11 protein-coding genes are annotated in these 16,614 nt (G+C 74.2%); 4 read left to right on the plus strand and 7 right to left on the minus strand.

The window, feature by feature from the left end; all coding sequences use genetic code 11:
- Positions 1-129 precede the first annotated feature (129 nt).
- Together ABT154_RS29600 and ABT154_RS29605 are read left to right on the plus strand one after the other, a co-directional pair.
- Positions 130-1,332 carry an exonuclease SbcCD subunit D gene (locus tag ABT154_RS29600; RefSeq protein WP_351860804.1) on the plus strand — a complete coding sequence of 401 codons (1,203 nt, stop codon included), beginning with the start codon at positions 130-132 and terminating at the stop codon, positions 1,330-1,332.
- Positions 1,329-4,382: an AAA family ATPase gene (locus tag ABT154_RS29605; protein ID WP_351860806.1), complete on the plus strand. Its 3,054-nt coding sequence runs from the start codon at positions 1,329-1,331 to the stop codon at positions 4,380-4,382. Before ABT154_RS29600 ends, ABT154_RS29605 begins: the two co-directional genes overlap by 4 nt.
- A gap of 19 nt (positions 4,383-4,401) precedes the next feature.
- Here the strand turns inward: ABT154_RS29605 and ABT154_RS29610 are convergent, their stop codons facing one another.
- The 3 genes from ABT154_RS29610 to ABT154_RS29620 form a co-directional block, all read right to left on the minus strand.
- Entirely contained in the window at positions 4,402-4,851 is a 450-nt protein-coding gene (locus ABT154_RS29610; RefSeq protein ID WP_351860808.1) for an Lrp/AsnC family transcriptional regulator, read from the minus strand.
- Positions 4,852-4,919: 68 nt separating this feature from the next.
- Positions 4,920-6,623, minus strand: a complete 1,704-nt coding sequence (locus ABT154_RS29615) for a DUF885 domain-containing protein (RefSeq protein ID WP_351860810.1) — start codon at positions 6,621-6,623, stop codon at positions 4,920-4,922.
- 49 nt (positions 6,624-6,672) lie between these two features.
- A complete protein-coding gene (locus tag ABT154_RS29620; protein WP_073816058.1) occupies positions 6,673-7,170 on the minus strand; it encodes an Lrp/AsnC family transcriptional regulator in 498 nt (165 codons plus the stop codon).
- 59 nt (positions 7,171-7,229) lie between these two features.
- Here ABT154_RS29620 and ABT154_RS29625 point away from each other — a divergent pair, with 59 nt between their 5' ends.
- A complete protein-coding gene (locus ABT154_RS29625; protein ID WP_351860812.1) occupies positions 7,230-8,489 on the plus strand; it encodes a trans-sulfuration enzyme family protein in 1,260 nt (419 codons plus the stop codon).
- Here the strand turns inward: ABT154_RS29625 and ABT154_RS29630 are convergent.
- The 4 genes from ABT154_RS29630 to ABT154_RS29645 form a co-directional block, all read right to left on the minus strand.
- Entirely contained in the window at positions 8,422-9,864 is a 1,443-nt protein-coding gene (locus ABT154_RS29630) for a GNAT family N-acetyltransferase (protein ID WP_351860813.1), read from the minus strand. The genes ABT154_RS29625 and ABT154_RS29630 overlap by 68 nt on opposite strands.
- Before the next feature lie 88 nt (positions 9,865-9,952).
- The gene (locus ABT154_RS29635) at positions 9,953-12,682 is read right to left on the minus strand and encodes a DUF7824 domain-containing protein (RefSeq protein ID WP_351860815.1); all 2,730 of its coding nucleotides are present in this window, start codon (positions 12,680-12,682) and stop codon (positions 9,953-9,955) included.
- Between the two features lie 56 nt (positions 12,683-12,738).
- The gene (locus ABT154_RS29640) at positions 12,739-14,160 is read right to left on the minus strand and encodes an SWIM zinc finger family protein (protein ID WP_351860816.1); all 1,422 of its coding nucleotides are present in this window, start codon (positions 14,158-14,160) and stop codon (positions 12,739-12,741) included.
- Between the two features lie 69 nt (positions 14,161-14,229).
- Complete coding sequence (locus tag ABT154_RS29645; protein ID WP_351860818.1) at positions 14,230-15,864, minus strand: alkaline phosphatase D family protein; 1,635 nt, start codon at positions 15,862-15,864, stop codon at positions 14,230-14,232.
- A 353-nt stretch (positions 15,865-16,217) separates the two neighbouring features.
- Here ABT154_RS29645 and ABT154_RS29650 point away from each other — a divergent pair, with 353 nt between their 5' ends.
- On the plus strand, positions 16,218-16,487 hold the full coding sequence (locus ABT154_RS29650) for a hypothetical protein (RefSeq protein ID WP_351860820.1): 270 nt from the start codon (positions 16,218-16,220) through the stop codon (positions 16,485-16,487).
- Positions 16,488-16,614 lie beyond the last annotated feature (127 nt).

Raw genomic sequence — 16,614 nt, forward strand, 5'->3', positions numbered from 1 at the left:
CCCGCCCCGTACCCCCGGCCCTCCCTCCCCGTGCGGCCCCGACCACACGCCCCGGCGGGATAGCGTGGAGGGCGCACACGACGGGTACCGGCGGCGAGGAGCGACGCACATGCGGGGTGGGACGGCATCGTGAGGCTCCTGCACACCTCCGACTGGCACCTCGGCCGGTCCTTCCACCGGGTCGGCCTCCTCGACGCCCAGGCCGCCTTCCTCGACCACCTCGTGGCCACCGTCCACGAGCACGAGGTCGACGCCGTGCTCGTCGCCGGCGACGTCTACGACCGGGCCGTGCCCCCGCTGCCCGCCGTCGAACTCTTCGACACCGCGCTGCACCGCCTCGCCGAGGCCGGTGTGCCCACCGTCATGATCTCCGGCAACCACGACTCAGCCCGCCGCCTCGGCGTCGGCGCCGGACTCATCGGACGGGCCGGGATCCACCTCCGTACCGACCCGGCCGGCATCGGCACCCCCGTCGTCCTCACCGACGCGCACGGCGACGTCGCCGTCTACGGCCTGCCCTACCTCGAACCGGCCCTCGTGCGCGAACAGCTCGGCGCACCGAAGGCCGGTCACGAGGCCGTGCTCGCCGCCGCCATGGACCGGGTCCGCGCCGACCTCGCCGCCCGGCCCCAGGGCACCCGCTCCGTCGTCCTCGCCCATGCCTTCGTGGCCGGCGGAGCGGCCAGCGACAGCGAGCGGGACATCACCGTCGGCGGGGTCGCCGCCGTCCCCACCGATGTCTTCGACGGCGTCGACTACGTCGCGCTCGGCCACCTGCACGGCAGCCAGACCCTCACCCCGCGCGTGCGCTACTCCGGCTCCCCGCTCGCGTACTCCTTCTCCGAGACCGACCACCGCAAGACCATGTGGCTCATCGACCTCGGCCCGAACGACGGCCCCGAAGCCCCCGACGGTGACGTCACAGGCGCGCTCATCGGTGCCGAACGCCTCGACTGCCCCGTACCGCGCCCCCTCGCCCGGATCCGGGGCCACCTCGACGACCTCCTCGCCGACCCGGCGCTCGCCCCCCACGAGGACTCCTGGGTCGAGGCCACGCTCACCGACCCCGTACGCCCCGCCGAGCCGATGGCCCGGCTCGCCGAGCGCTTCCCGCACACCCTTCACCTGGTCTTCGATCCGGAGCGCACCGACGACACCCCCGGTGCCTCCTACGCCTCCCGGCTCCGGGACCGCACCGACCAGCAGATCGCGGAGGACTTCGTGGCCCATGTGCGCGGCGGCGCGAGCCTCGACGGCGCCGAACGGACCTTGCTGTACGGCGCCTTCGACGACGTACGGGTCGACACGGCCGAGCGCGAGGGGGACTGGTGAGGCTGCACCGCCTGGAGATCACCGCGTTCGGCCCCTTCGGCGGCACGCAGACCGTGGACTTCGACTCCCTGTCCTCCGCCGGGCTGTTCCTGCTCCACGGGCCGACCGGCGCCGGCAAGACCTCCGTCCTGGACGCCGTCTGCTTCGCCCTGTACGGGAGCGTGCCCGGCGTCCGCCAGACCCCCGGGGCGTCCCTGCGCAGCGACCACGCGCCCGTCGGCACGACCACCGAGATCGTCCTCGAACTGACCGTGGGGGACCGGCGCCTGGAGATCACCCGGCGCCCGGCCCAGCAGCGCCCCAAGAAGCGCGGCGGCGGCTTCACCACCGAGAAGGCCCAGACCTGGCTGCGCGCGTACGACCCCGCCACGCGCGCGTGGACCGGCCTCAGCCGCTCCCACCAGGAGGTGGGCGAGGAGATCACCCAGCTCGTCGGCATGAGCCGCGACCAGTTCTGTCAGGTCGTCCTCCTCCCGCAGGGCGACTTCGCACGCTTCCTGCGCGCCGACGCAGAGGCCCGGGGCCGCCTCCTGGGCCGCCTCTTCGACACCCGGCGCTTCGCCGCCGTCGAGGAGCGCCTCGCCGAACTGCGGCGCTCCGCCCAGCAGCAGGTGGAGGACGGGGACGAGCGGCTGCTCGCCCTCGCCCACCGCATGGGTCAGGCGGCCGGCGGCCTCGGCATCTCCCGTACGTCCGTGGAGGGGCGACCCGGTGACCCCGGGCTCGCCGACGGGGTCCTCAGCTGGGCCGCCGTCGCCCGTACGGAGGCCCGCGAGGCCCTGGACATCGCGCGCGTGCGGCTCGACGCGGCCGAGGCCCGCCAGGGCGCGGCGCGCGCCGCGCTCGACGCCGAGAACGACCTCGCCGCCCGCCAGGAACGGCACGCCGACGCCGTCCGCCGTCAGGAGCGGCTCACCGCGCACGCCCCGGAGCGCGACCACCTCCAGGCCGCCCTCGACCGCAGCCTCAGAGCGGACCGGGTGGCCCCCGCGCTGGGAATGCGCCAGGAGGCCGACCAGGCGCACGCCGCCGCGCACTCGGCCAGGGACCGCGCCCGCGCCCTGCTGCACCCCGACCTGGCCGAGGCCGGGGCCGAGCAGCTGACCGCCCTCGAACACCGGCTGCGCGAGGAACTCGGCGGGCTCGAATCGGCCCGCCGCGCCGAGCGCCGCGCCGCCGTGATCGCCGAGGAGCGCGACCACCTCACGCGCGAGGCGCGCGCCGACGACGCCGCCCTCCAGGACGCGGCCCACTGGCTCGCGGGCTGGGAGCAGCGCCGCACCGCGCTCGGCGAGCGCGTCGAGGCCGCGCGGGACGCCGCCGCCCGCGCCGAGCACCTCGCGGGCCGCCTGGAGCCCGCCCGGCGCAGGCTCGCCGCCGCCCGCCGCCGGGACACCCTCGCGAGGGACACACGGTCCGCCGAGGCGCGCCTCACGGAGGCCCGGGAGCAGCGGAACGCCGCCCACGAGAACTGGCTGGACGTCAAGTCCCGCCGTCTGGAGGGCATCGCCGCCGAACTCGCGATCACCCTCGCCCCGGGCGACCCCTGCCAGGTCTGCGGCTCCACCGCCCACCCGGCTCCCGCCCGCACCACCGCCGACCATGTCGACCGGGCCGCCGAGGAGTCCGCCTACGCGGTCTACGCCCGCGCCGACGAGACCCGTACGGCCGCCGAGAGCGAACTCGCCGTCGTCCGCGAGTCCTGGGCCACGGCGCGCGCCGAGGTCCTGGCGGGCGGCCCGGCCGAGGAGGACGGCGCGCGCACGACCGAACCCGGTGTCGACGAACTCGCCCGCGAGGTCGAGGAGTTGAGTGGCCGTCATGCCGACGCGCACGCGCTCGCCGCGCAGACCCACAGCGCGCGGGAGGCGCTCGCACGCGCCGAGCGGGAGTACGAGGGGCGGGTCGGCGCGCAGCGGGAGGCCGAACGCCGGGTCGCCGCCCGCACCTCGCGGCGCGAGGCCCTCGACGGTGAGATGGCCGCACTGGAGGAGGAACTCGCCCGGGGGCGCGGGGCGTTCGCCAGCGCCGCCGAGCACGCCACCCGGCTGGAACGGCGGATCGCCCTCCTGGTCGACGCCACCGGAGCCGTACGCGACGCCGAACTCGCCGCCCAGCGCCTCAAGGAGGCCGACGACCGGCTCGCCGACGCCGCCTACCGCGCGGGGTTCACCACCCCGGCCGAGGCCGCAGCCGCCCTCCTGCGCGAGGGCGAGCGCCGCGACCACCAGCGGCGCGTGGACGCCTGGCAGGCCGAGGCGGCGGCGGTCGCCGACCGGCTCGCCGAGCCCGGCACCGCGGTCGCCGCCGGCCTGCCGCCCGCCGACCCCGGGGCCGCCGCTGCCGCCCACACCGCGGCCGAACGCGCGCTCCGCGAGGCCGATTCCGTGCTGTCCGCCGCCCGCGAACGCGTCACCGGCCTCGGCGGTCTCTCCCGCCAGGCGGTGACCGAGGTCCGCCGCCTCGGGCCGCTGCGCGAGGAGTACGACCGAGTCGCCCGGCTCGCCGCCCTCACCGCGGGTACCTCCGCCGAGAACGAGCGCCGGATGCGCCTGGAGTCGTACGTCCTGGCGGCCCGTCTCGAACAGGTCGCCGCCGCCGCGACCGCCCGCCTCCAGCGGATGTCCGCGGGCCGTTACACCCTGGTCCACTCCGACGCGCGCGCGGGCGGCAAGCGGGCCGGTCTCGGTCTGCACGTCGTCGACGCCTGGACCGGCAACGAACGCGACACCGCGACCCTCTCCGGCGGCGAGACCTTCTTCGCCTCGCTCGCCCTCGCCCTCGGCCTCGCCGACGTGGTCACCGAGGAGGCCGGCGGCATCCGGCTCGACACCCTCTTCATCGACGAGGGCTTCGGAAGTCTCGACGAGCAGACCCTCGACGAGGTCCTCGACGTCCTCGACTCGCTGCGCGAGCGCGACCGAAGCGTCGGCATCGTCAGCCACGTCGGTGACCTGCGCCGCCGTATCCCGGCCCAGCTGGAGGTCGTCAAGGGACGGCAGGGCTCGGCGGTGCGGCTGCGGACCGGCGGCGCGGACCTCGGGGGCTGAGGGCCCGCCGGGGAAACGCTCAGCGGCTCAGCGACCGCCGGGGCAGCGGCGACGAGTAGACCACACTGGTCGTCACCGCGCCGAGCGTGGCGATCTTCCCCGTGATCTCCTCCAGGTGCCTCATCGAGCGCGCCGCGACCTTCAGCACGAAGCAGTCGTCACCGGTGACGTGGTGCGCCTCGAGGACTTCGGGCGTGGTGTCGATCAGGTCGTGGAACGGCTTGTAGTTGCCGTGCGGATAGCGGAGCCGTACGAAGGAGAGGATCGGGAGCCCCAGCCGGTCCTGGTCGACGATCGCCGTGTATCCGGCGATCACCCCGGCCTCTTCGAGGCGCCGCACCCGCTCGGTCACGGCGGACGGCGACATCGACACCGTGCGGGCCAGGTCGGCGAAGCTGGCGCGGCCCTCGGACTGGAGGGCTTCGAGGATGCGCCAGTCGGTGGCGTCGGGGGTGTACTCGCTGGTCATGCAGCAGGAATAGCAGGGGAATCCCCGGCCGATCAACTGATCGGCCGGGAATCCCGCCGGACACGTCCTCAGAGCCGGGAAAGCTCCTCGACCAGGTCGTCGAGGCCCAGCGGGCCCAGCGAGAGCGCCGCCATGTGCCAGGCCTTCGCGTCGAAGGCCTCCCCGTGCGCGGCCCGCGCGTTGGCCCGGCCGAGCAGCCAGGCGCGCTCGCCCAGCTTGTAGCCGATGGCCTGCCCCGGCACCGACAGATACCGGGTCATCTCGCTCTCCACGAACGACGGCGGACGGCTGCTGTGCCGCTGGAAGAACTCCTGCGCCAGCTCCGGGGTCCACCGCTCGCCCGGGTGGAACGGCGAGTCCGCCGGGATCTCCAGGCCGAGGTGCATGCCGATGTCCACGATCACCCGGCACGCGCGCATCATCTGGCCGTCGAGGTAACCGAGGCGCCGCTCGGCGTCCGGCAGGAAGCCGAGTTCGTCCATCAGACGCTCCGCGTAGAGCGCCCAGCCCTCCATGTTCGCGCTGACCTTGCCGATCGTCGCCTGGTAGCGGGAGAGCCGGTCGGCGACGTGCACCCACTGCGCGATCTGGAGGTGGTGGCCCGGAACGCCCTCGTGGTACCAGGTCGACACCAGGTCGTACTCGGGGAAGCGCGTGGTGCCGTCCACCGGCAGCCAGGTGCGGCCGGGGCGCGAGAAGTCCTCGGACGGACCGGTGTAGTACGGGGCCGCGGCGCCGCCGGGCGGGGCGATCCGCGACTCCACCCGCCGTACGCGCTCGGCCAGTTCGAAGTGGGTGCCGTCGAGCGCCTCGACGGCCTCGTCCATCAGCTTCTGGAGCCAGACCCGCACCTCCTCCACGCCCTCGATGTGCGCGCCGTGCTCGTCGAGATGGGCCAGCGCCTCCCAGGGGCCGGCGCCGGGCAGGATGCGCTCGGCCTCGGTCCGCATCTCGCCGAGCAGCCGGTGGTACTCGGTCCAGCCGTACGCGTACGCCTGGTCGAGGTCGAGTTCCGTGCCGTTGAAGTAGCGGGTCCACCGCTGGTACCGCTCGCGGCCCACCGTGTCCGGCGCGTCGGCGACGGCGGGGGCGTACACGTCCCGCATCCAGTCCCGCAGCGCCGTGACCGCCTCGGTCGCCTCCCGGCCGGCCTTCACCAGCCCGGCGCGCAGATCCTCCGGCAGATCCGCGGGGCCCGTGGCCGCGAACTCCTCGAACCAGCCCGGCCTTCCGTCCCCGGCACCCGCCCACTCGGTGAGCTGGTCGACGAAGGTGGCGGTCGCGCGCGGCCCGCCGAACAGCTTGCGCTCGAGCCCCAGCGCGAGCGAGGCACGGTAGCCATCGAGGGCGGCCGGGACCGCCCGGAGCCGGGACGCCACCGCCGTCCAGTCCTCCTCGGTCTCCGTCGGCATGACGGTGAAGACGATGCGGACGCTGTGCGCGGGCGAGCGCATGTTGCTGACCGCGCAGAGGGCCTCCTCGGCCTCGTGCACGGCGAGTTCGGCCGTCAGACGCTCCCGCAGCAGCCGGGCGCAGCGGCGTTCCGCCGGGACGTCCGCGCCCGGGGCGCGTTCCGCCTCGTCGAGCCGGGCGAGCGTACGGCCGGCGAGGTCGGCCACCGCCCGCTGGCCGGCCGGCGAGAAGTCGGGCAGCAGTCCGGCGCTCTCCTTGACTCCCAGGTACGTACCGGTGATCGGGTCGAGGGCGATGAGTGCGTCGACGTGGTCGTCGGCGACCTGGCGGGGCAGCGGGCTGCTGGAAGTCTCTGGCATGGGGGTCATCCTGGCGCCTCCGGCGGGCCCGCGTCACCCTCGTCCGGCCTCAGTCGGCTGACAAGGAAGGGCCCGCCGAGGGCGGCAGAAGCGGCCCGCACTCCCACTGCTGGAAGATCAGCCGGGTCTCCACACGGGCCACCTCGCGGCGCGACGTGAACTCGTCGAGCACGAGTCGTTGCAGGTCGGAGGGGTCCGCCACGGCCACGTGCACCAAGTAGTCGTCTGGCCCCGTCAGATGGAAGAGGGCCCGGGACTCCGGGAGGGCGCGGATCCGGTCGACGAACGGGCCGATCAGTTCCCGCCGGTGCGGGCGGACCTGGACGAGGAGCAGCGCTTCCAGTCCACGGCCGAGTTTGGCCGGATCCAGTCGTAGCTGATGTCCGAGGATCACACCCGTGCGCCGCAGCCGTGCGACCCGGTCCAGGCAGGTCGAGGGGGCCACCCCGACCTCGGCGGCGAGTTCCCGGTAGGTGGTCCGGGCGTCGTTCTGCAGGAGGCGAAGAATGTGCAGATCGACCGCGTCCAGTACGACAGAATCAGCCATTCGGCGAACGTAGCACGGGCTTTCCCCCCTACTTCCCGGTATCCGTTCACAGTGCCGCCATGGACGCCATGGACTACGGCCCCTCGGCCACCCCGAGGGCCCTCGCCACCGAAGCCGTGCACGCCGGCCGCGAAGACCTCGCCTCGCTCGGGCTGCACGCCCCGCCGCTCGACCTGTCCACCACCTACCCCTCGTACGACGCCCGGGCCGAGGCCGCCCGCATCGACGAGTTCGCCACCACCGGCGCGCGGCTCGACGGGCCGCCCGTCTACGCCCGCCTCGACAACCCCACCGTCGCCCGCTTCGAGGAAGCCCTCGCCCGCCTCGAAGGCACCGAGGCCGCCGTCGCCTTCGCCAGCGGCATGGCCGCCCTCACCGCCGTCCTGCTCGCACGGGCGAGCCAGGGACTGCGCCATGTCGTCGCGGTCCGCCCCCTGTACGGGTGCAGCGACCACCTGCTCGACGCCGGGCTGCTCGGCACCGAGGTGACCTGGACCGATCCGGCGGGCATCGCGGACGCGATCCGGCCCGACACCGGCCTGGTGATGGTCGAGTCGCCCGCCAACCCGACCCTCGCCGAGGCGGACATCCGCGCCCTGGCGCACTCCTGCGGCTCCGTGCCGCTCCTGGTCGACAACACCTTCGCCACCCCGGTGCTCCAGCGGCCGGTCGAGCAGGGTGCCCGGATCGTGCTGCACAGCGCGACCAAGTACCTCGGCGGGCACGGGGACGTCATGGGCGGGATCGTCGCCTGCGACGAGGAGTTCGCCCGCACCCTGCGGCAGGTCCGCTTCGCCACCGGCGGGGTGCTGCACCCGCTCGCCGGCTATCTGCTGCTGCGCGGTCTCTCGACCCTGCCGGTACGGGTCAGGGCGGCGTCGGCCACGGCGGCGGAGCTCGTACGGCGGCTCGCCACCGACCCCCGGATCGCGCGGGTCCACTACCCGCGGATCGGCGGCGCGATGATCGCCTTCGAGGTGTACGGCGACCCGCACGACGTCATCGCCGGAGTCCGGCTGATCACCCCGGCGGTCAGCCTCGGCAGCGTCGACACCCTGATCCAGCACCCGGCCTCCATCAGCCACCGGATCGTGGCCGAGGGGGACCGGCGCTCGGCGGGCGTCAGCGACCGGCTGCTGCGGATGTCGGTCGGACTGGAGGACGTCGAGGACCTGTGGCGGGACCTCACGCAGGCACTCAGCTGTTCACCTTCCGAGCAGCCCCTTGCCGTGGCCTCCGCTTCCGCCGCCGCTACCGGTTCCGCTGCTCCTGCCGCGGCCGGCCGGTCGGCCGAGGTGCCGGGGCCAGCCGGGCGGTGATCACCAGCGTGCCTTCCTCGATCTGGTAGTCGAGGGGCAGGTTGAGGGCGCGCATCGCGGCCACCATCCCGGTGTTGGACGACTGGGTGACGGCGTACACGCTCGCGCAGCCGGCCTCCTCGGCCATGGCCACGAGCCGGCCGAGGAGTTCGGCGCCGATGCCGCGCCGCTGCCAGTCGTCCTCCACCATCAGCGCGACCTCCGTCTCGTCGCCGTCCCACAGCAGGTGGCCGAGGGCGACGAGACGGCCGGAGGTCGTCTGGACGGCGAGGGTGCGGCCGAAGCGGGGACTGAGCAGATGGTCGAGGTACCGGTCCGCGTCGCCGACCGGGCCGTGGTAGCGCAGCCCGAGGGTGCGGGCCGAGCAGCGGTCGTGCATCGCGCGCGCGGCGCGCAGATCGCGCTGGTCGGCGCGCCGGACGGTGATCTCGTTGCCCTCGGGCAGGGTCAGTACGTCCTGGCTGCGCGGGACGCGCGGGCCGAGCCGCGCGTCGAGCTCCACGAGGGCGCGGGCGCGGGCGAACTCGGTCGGGGTGAAGGGAAGGTAGGGCCGCTCCACGATGTGCGTGCCGCCGTCGGGGTCGCGCAGCCGCATCACCGTCTCCTCCAGGACCCCTTCGACGGGGGCGGGCTCGCCGGTGGGGCGGCCCGTGAGCGAGACGGCCGGAACCGAGTGGAGCGTGCAGCGGCCGAGGAGCTGGCGCAGCGCGAGCGGCAGTTCGGCGGCGTCGAGGGCGGTACGGGTGGCCAGGCCGAGGACCCGGGTGGGGGTGTCCACGAGGTCGTGGGCGTCGGCCCGTTCGGTCCAGGTGTTCCGGCCGCCGGCCACCGCCGTCTCGCGGGCCAGGTCCTGGGCGGAGAGGTCGGCGGGGGCGCGCAGCAGGAACTCGTCGACCGTGCCGTCGGCGAGCGGATGTGTCTGGAGGGTGAGGATGTCCACGCGCAGTCCGGCCAGGGTCGTGCACAGCGCGGCGAGGCTGCCCGGGGTGTCCGCGACGGTGGTCCGCATCCGCCACAGCGTGGTCTCGACGGGGCCCTCGGACTCCGTCTCTTCCCCTTCCGCCGGCCTCTCCGCGGAGGCAGCGGACCCGGCGGAAGGGGACGGGGAGGCGGCGGAGTGCCCGCCGGTGTGAGCGGCGGGCGGGGCATGGTCGGCATGACCGCGCCTGCGTGCCCACCAGGTGTGGAAGGCGGCGGTGGCGGCCAGCGCGATCGCCGAGAAGACCAGGAGGTAGGGGCCGTCGGGACCCTTGGCGATGGTCTTGGCGATCGTGTCGGCCACCACCACGGCGGTGAACAGGGCGGCGAGCTCGATCAGGTCGTGCCGCCAGTGGTGGGGGCGTCGGGTGCTCTTCGAAGACGTCACATCGGTCATGACCTCACTGTGACCCAGTGGTGTTGCGTGATCACGAACGCTTTGTGACTGACGGGTTAAGCGCCGATCTAGTGGCTTAAAGAGCGATTCAGACCGTTTCTGTCAGAGGGTGACCGGCCCCCTGACGGAGTGCGCTCAGCAGTCGTCTGGCCTGCACCACCAGCTGTGTCGAAGCCCTTCCCGAGGCGAGCCCGTCGAGTCCGGCGACCTCGTCGCGCGCCCCGCACCGCTCCACGCAGTCGGCGGCGACCGCGAGGACCTCGCCGAGACCCCGTACCGGCTTCGGCGCCGCGAGCAGCTCCGGAAGCATCGCCGCGAGTATCGCCCAGACCGTCCCGTAGGCGCCGGTCGCTGCCGCCGTCCGGGCCGCGTCCGCCAGCCGGTTCGGCTTGACCGACGCGTCCTCGACCAAGCGGGCCAGTTCCGTGCCGAGCCGCCGGGCGTCGAGATCGCCCCGCGCCGCCAGCACGAGCACCGCGTCCACGGCGCGCAGCCGGTCGTCCGCGTCCCCGAAGCCGAGGCCGAACGCCAGGACCACATGGACCGCGTGGCCCACTGGGCCATCGGCCTCGGCCAGCGCCGTCAGGGGTTCGGTCGCACCCCGCGCGTCCCCGTCGACGCCGTGCGCGAGGGTCGGCAGGAGACAGGCCGCGAGCACCTCACGGTCGGCCGGCAGCACCGGGGGCCACTGGGCGCGGCCCTCCACCCAGTGGTGGCAGGGGCGGGGCGTCGCCTCCAGGGCGCCCCCCAGCCACTCGAAGGCGGGCGGGAACTCCGCCCGCACCACGGGGCTCTCGCGGAGTTCCACCACGATCCGGTCCATCGGCCAGAGCCTGTGCAGGGTCTTGTCCTCGTCCCGGCGCAGGAACCGTACGGTCGCCCCGACGGTCTCCCGGCACAGCCAGGCGGAGAGCCGCCGGCCGGCCGGTGTCTCGAGCGCCGCCGCCTCCTCGGCGGCCCGGACCGCCGTCGGATGGGCCCGCAACACCCGGACCAGGGCCTGTGCGAGATCGGCCGGAGCGGGCTCGACTCCCGCGTCCCGGTACTTCCGCAGCCGCTCCACCAGCACCAGCGGGTCGATCGCCCCGGTGTGTCCGGTCGGCGTGGCCAGCAGGAACGGCAGCGAGTCCGTGCCGACGAGGTCGGCGGCCTCCCACAGCCGGGCGTCGAGGACCCCCGAAAGGGCCTGGTGGAGACAGGGATCCGCGCCGTGTCCCGCGGTCCGGCGGAATTCGACCAGAGCCGGGTTCAGCACACCGAGCAGCCCGGCGAGGACGACATGGATCCCATGGGTCTCGTGCGTGAAGTAGTGGGTCTGCTGCTCCCACCGAGGCTGCGGGAAGGCGTCCCGTACCGCCTCCGCCACGGCCTCCCGGTCCCGGTGCGCGAGCCGTACCAGCCCGTCGAGCGCCCGCTCGAACGCCACGGGATCATCGGAGAGGCGCTTCACCACCAGCTCGGCCACCAGCTCCTCGACCGTCGTCGCCGGGGGCGCGAGCGGCTGCGGCTCGGGAAGGGGCGGCAGGATCTCCTCGTACGGACCCAGGTCCGGCGCTCCCAGGGCATCCCCGAACAGCCGGGCGGCCTCCGCCCGGTGCGTGGGGCTCAGCTCACCCGCCCGCTCGGCCAGTTCACACCGTACGGAGGGGTCGGCGGCCGGCAGATGGCGGCCCACCAGCTTCAGCGCCCGCCCCTGGAGATCGGTGTCCTCCTGCCCGAAGACCTCCGCCACGGCGGGCAGCAGCGCGTCCGCCGCACCGGGCTCCCGGGCCAGCACCTTGCCCACCAGGGCCAACTGGGCCCGTACCAGCTTCTTCTCGGTACGGAAGAGCACCGCACTCGTCATCTCGGCCAGGGCGGAGGCGGGCAGCGCCCCGTCGGCCGCAAGCCCCGCCAGGGCCTCCTGCGCGTATCCGGCGACCGTCGACGGCGCGTCCGCCGCCATCCCCACGAGGTCCGGGACCCGCTCCAGGAACTCCGCCGGGGTCGGCGCGACCAGCCGCAGCACCTCCATGGGGAACCTCAGGTCACGGGGCCGGCCGCCCCGCAGCAGCCGGGAGACGGCGGCGTCCAGGACCCCGGAGCGGTCGAGCACTCCCTCACCGGCCAGGGCCACCACCGCCGTGGGCCAGTGCTCCGGGGAGTCGTCCGGGACCGCCCAGGTCAGCTGCTCGGGAGTCTCCGGCATCGACAGGGCGTGGACCAGGAGCACCGGCGACTGCGGGTCCTGCCTCAGCCGCTCCAGGAGCGTCGGCCCCGCGGGCCTCTCCGCGTGACGGCGAACGGTACCGATCTCCCGCGACCAGGCGAGGACGTAGCCGTCGGTCGCGGGCGTCGGGCAGCCCGACCGCTCGACCAGGCCCCGGATCATCCCGTAGCTCTGCTCCGCCACGGCGGGGCGGGCCGCGAGCCGGCCCGCCACCTCCGCCAGCCACTCCGGAGTCCGGTCTCCGACCGCCCGGAGCGCCATCGCGGCCCCCTCCGAGCGCCAGGGCATCAGATCACGGGCGCCGAGCCAGGACGCCGCCGCTGCCGCCCCCGTGTGACAGCCCGCCCCCGCCACGTACAGCGCGCGCCGGACCCGGACCGCGTCGTTGGGGCGGATCCCCTCCAGGGAACGCACCCCGGTACGCAGCTCCTTCAGCCGCGCGAGGGCCACCTTGCGCTCGGCCGCGCCCAGCGGCTTCAGCAGCTCGGGCACCTCGAAGGCCTTGCCTTCACGCACGGCCTCGATCAGCTTCTCGATCCCCATGACGTCCTCCGCCCCCATGACTCTCCCTGCCCCCATGACCTCGTCCGTCCCCTGCACTTCTGCCATGCCTGTCGTGCCTGCCGAGCCTGTCGTGCTTCCTGTGCCCCGCGCCCCGCGCTCCGTCATCGCGCCGCGCCCGGTATCGCTTCCGGCGTCACTTCCGGAGCCGTACCCGGCACCGGTCCCGCCGCCCCCGCACCCCGCCGGGCCATCCGGACCGCGAGCGCGTGCTTGCACGGGCCCCGCCGCCCCCGGTGGTCCGCCCACCACTGACAGGTGCAGGCGATCACCCCGTCCGCCACCCGCACCCGGTAGCGCCGGTCACCCGAGGCCACCGTCGCCAGGTCCCCGTCCAGCACCACCGCACCCTCCGTGACCAGCCGGCGGGCACTCACCAGGCGCGGGTTGTGCCGCTCCGCCCGGTCCGCGTCGTACGGCAGCTCCCGGTGGAAGTAGGCCGCGTCCGCCACGTCGTACCCCACCCGGCCCGCCGTACCGAGCCGGGTCAGCGCCGCGCGCACCCGGTCGACGGTGAGCCCCGCCCGCGCAGCTAGTTCGGCCGTGTCGATCCTCGGCTCCCAGGCCAGGAGGACCGAGACCAGCTCGGCGTCCTGCGCCGCCTCGTCCGTCGCGAGGGCCTCCAGGACCCCGCCCTCGCCGGAGAACCCCCGCGCGGGGTCGGGCGACAGCGTGAGCGTCAGCCGCATCCCGGGCAGCGTCACCTCCCAGGCGCTCGCCGTGGCGAAGGCGCCGTCCGGCACCGGGCCGTACACCCGGAGGCCCGTCGCGTGCCGCAGCACCCGCTCCAGGGCGGCCAGCCGGTCCGGCCCCGGCAGACACACCGCGCCCGCTCCCGGCCGGGTCGTCGGACGCAGGGTCCGGCCGGACTGCGCGATCCACAGCGGGCCGCGCCCCTGGGACCGGCCGCGCGGCAGGGACCGCAGGAACCGGACGGCCTCCGCCCCGGTCAGCTCCGCCCGCAGGTCGAACCGGGCCGAGGCGACCTGCGCCTCCGCGAAGCCCCGCAGCCAGCGGTCCGGCAGCGGGACCCTCTTCTCCACGACCGAGCCGGAGAGGGTGGTCACCGCCATCTCCTCGGGGCCCACCCGCAGATGCAGCGGATCGTCCCCGGTCATCCGCGACAGCGCGTCGCGCAGCGGGTCGTTGACGTCGACGTTGGTCGTGCCGTGCCCCGTCTCCGTACCGCCGAGTCCCTCGTCGAGCACGTCCAGGCGCGCGTACACCCCGCCACAGCCGGAGAACGACTCGAACCGCAGCCGGTCGCCGTTCCCCGTCACCACCGGGTCCAGCGAACCCGGCCGCATCCGCTGGTCGTAGCGGGCCGCCGCCACGTCGGCCACCGCGAGCAGCCCGCGCGCGGCGATCCGCGGTGCGGCCAGGAAGCCGGAGAAGAAACGGGGGTGGGCCTCGGCCCCCCGGGGCGTGAGACCCCCCGCCGTCTCCAGGCCGAGCAGTCGGCCGGAGCCCGTGGACTCCAGGGCCGACGGGCGGACGTAGGCGAGTGCCTGTACGGATCGCGTCATGGGAACGACGTTAGGACCCGGCACTGACAATCACCCGAGCGGCATCTCCGTACCAGCTCCGACCAGGTGTTACTGCCCGACGCGGCCCGGCTGGAGCACCTTGCTGAACAGCACCGTCCCGCCCTCGGCCCGCAGACGCACGGTCAGTTCCCCGCTGTGGCCGTCGATGTCGACCTCGCCGAAGTACTGCGGGCTCTCCATCGGCGACACGTTCGCCCGCTCCGGCGCCCGGACGAACACCCGCTCCGGGCCGAAAGTCGCGTCGAGCGCGTTCGCCGGGAAGCCGCCGGCCGCCAGCGGTCCCGACACGAACTCCCAGAAGGGCGCGAAGTCCTGGAACGCCGCCCGCTCCGGCGCGTAGTGCTGCGCCGAGGTGTAGTGGACGTCCGCCGTCAGCCACAGCGTGCCGGTGATCCGCCGGTGCTTGACGAACCGCAGCAGCTCCGCGATCTGGAGTTCCCGGCCGAGCGGGGCGCCGGGGTCGCCCTGCGCGACGGCCTCGAAGTTCGCCGCGCCGTCCGTCACGACCAGACCGAGCGGCATGTCCGCGGCGAGCACCTTCCACACCGCGGTGGACGCGGCCAGTTCCCGCTTCAGCCAGGCCAGCTGCTCGGCGCCGAGGATGCCGGTGGTGTCGTCGGCCTGCCGACCGGGCGAGTTGGCGTTCCGGTACGAGCGCATGTCGAGGACGAACACGTCGAGCAGCGGCCCGTACCGCACCACCCGGTGCATCCGGCCCCCGCGCCCGCCGCCGTGCCCATCGCCGTGCCCGTCACCGCGCGCGTGGAGGGTGGAAACGGGCGTGTACTCACCGAAGGCGCGCAGGGCACGCGACGCGAGCACGTCCACGTCCTTCTCCGTGTACCGCGCGTCGTCCAGGATCTGGCCCGGGTACCAGTTGTTGCGCACCTCGTGGTCGTCCCACTGCACCACCGACGGCACCTGCGCGTTGAACGCCCGGACGTTGTGATCGAGCAGGTTGTACCGGAAGTTGCCCCGGTACTCGTCGAGCGTCTCCGCGACCTTCGACTTCTCCGGTGTCGTCACGTTCCGCCAGATCCGCCCGTCGGGCAGGATCACGCTCGGCGGGACGACCCCGTCGGCGTAGATCGAGTCGCCGCTGCACAGGAAGAAGTCCGGGTCGAGACGGCGCATCTCCTCGTACGCGCGGAAGCCGCCGATGTCCGGGTTGATGCCCCAGCCCTGGCCCGCGATGTCCCCCGACCACAGGAAGCGGACGCCGTCACGGCGCCGCTCGGGAGCCGTCCGGAAGGTGCCGAGGACCGGTTCGCCCGTCCGGCGCGGGTCGTCGGGGTCGACGAGCGTCACACGGTAGTGGACCTGTTCCCCGGCCGGCAGGCCGCGCAGCGCGGTGGTGCCGGTGAAGTCCGTGCCCGCGCCGATCAACGGGCCGTGGTGACGGCGCAGCCGCCGGAACGAGTCGGTCGCCGAGGTCTCGACGATCACGCGCGCCGGCCGGTCCGAACGCACCCACACCAGACCCGAGGACGTCGTGACGTCGCCCGTCTGCACACCCCACTCGGCGCGGGGCCGCCCCGACAGAGCGAACGCCGGAGCGGCGGGAACGGCTCCGCCGAGAGCGAGCGCGGCGGAGGCGGCCAGCGAACCGCGCAGCACGTTGCGGCGGGCGGGGGAGGAGGAGGTGAGCGGAACGGGGGAACTGCCGAATATGGAAGGGGACATGAAGGAGCCTCCGAGGCGGGTCCGGGCGGGGGCGGTGCGTCGCCCCATGACTAACGCCCGGGGACGGCGCGCACACGAACCCCGCGTGAACAGATCGGCCGTGGCACCGGGCCTCGGGCGTGCGGCGCACGAGCCACGAACGGCCAGGCACGCGCGAGTCCCGGCGTGGAGGGCCGCTGGTGCGGGCAGGACCACGCACGCGCGTGACATGGCGTACGGGTCAGGGCGCGAAACGCAAGGCTGCGGCTGCCTGAGAGCGCGCCGGCCGGGGCCAAGACATCCCCGTGTCCCCTCAAGGGCCTCTCGTGAACGCACAGCTGCCTGAGGGCTGGTGCACCGACTACGCTGACGTCATGTCACCGTCAGGCTGGACACTCCTCACCGAAGCGCAGGGAGCACGGCGCCGCCTGGCCATCATCTGGCGTCACGTCATCAGGCGTCCCTTCCTGATCCTCGCCCTCGCAGGGCCGGCCTTCCTCATCACCAGATTCGGCAAGGACTTCCCCTCGCTCTACGGCATGGGCCCTCTGGGGGCTGTTCTGATCATGGGAAGCATGGGCCGCTACCGTCCCGCCGCACCGCGCGACGACGAACCTTCGCCTCAGGACGCCGAGACGACCTGACCGGCAGCCGGTCCTCCGGCCGAGGATCTCTGAGAGGGCGGTTCGCGACTTGATGTCCATTTCCGGGTGAGGCTGGTGTGGGGTGGCTGGCCGCGCTGCTCGGCAGCTACTGCTTCCTGGTGAAGCT

It is taken from the genome of Streptomyces sp. NPDC001728 (genome assembly GCF_040297565.1).
In the GTDB taxonomy this organism is placed as follows: domain Bacteria; phylum Actinomycetota; class Actinomycetes; order Streptomycetales; family Streptomycetaceae; genus Streptomyces.

What these genes read in the sequence shown, in the direction of transcription:
- ABT154_RS29635 (WP_351860815.1), bottom strand. Translation starts at nt 12,682, where the DNA reads ATGGCAGAAGTGCAGGGGACGGACGAGGTCATGGGGGCAGGGAGAGTC.
- ABT154_RS29610 (WP_351860808.1), bottom strand. Translation starts at nt 4,851, where the DNA reads ATGACCAGCGAGTACACCCCCGACGCCACCGACTGGCGCATCCTCGAA.
- ABT154_RS29615 (WP_351860810.1), bottom strand. Translation starts at nt 6,623, where the DNA reads ATGCCAGAGACTTCCAGCAGCCCGCTGCCCCGCCAGGTCGCCGACGAC.
- ABT154_RS29640 (WP_351860816.1), bottom strand. Translation starts at nt 14,160, where the DNA reads ATGACGCGATCCGTACAGGCACTCGCCTACGTCCGCCCGTCGGCCCTG.
- ABT154_RS29620 (WP_073816058.1), bottom strand. Translation starts at nt 7,170, where the DNA reads ATGGCTGATTCTGTCGTACTGGACGCGGTCGATCTGCACATTCTTCGC.
- ABT154_RS29645 (WP_351860818.1), bottom strand. Translation starts at nt 15,864, where the DNA reads ATGTCCCCTTCCATATTCGGCAGTTCCCCCGTTCCGCTCACCTCCTCC.
- ABT154_RS29625 (WP_351860812.1), top strand. Translation starts at nt 7,230, where the DNA reads ATGGACGCCATGGACTACGGCCCCTCGGCCACCCCGAGGGCCCTCGCC.
- ABT154_RS29650 (WP_351860820.1), top strand. Translation starts at nt 16,218, where the DNA reads ATGTCACCGTCAGGCTGGACACTCCTCACCGAAGCGCAGGGAGCACGG.
- ABT154_RS29630 (WP_351860813.1), bottom strand. Translation starts at nt 9,864, where the DNA reads ATGACCGATGTGACGTCTTCGAAGAGCACCCGACGCCCCCACCACTGG.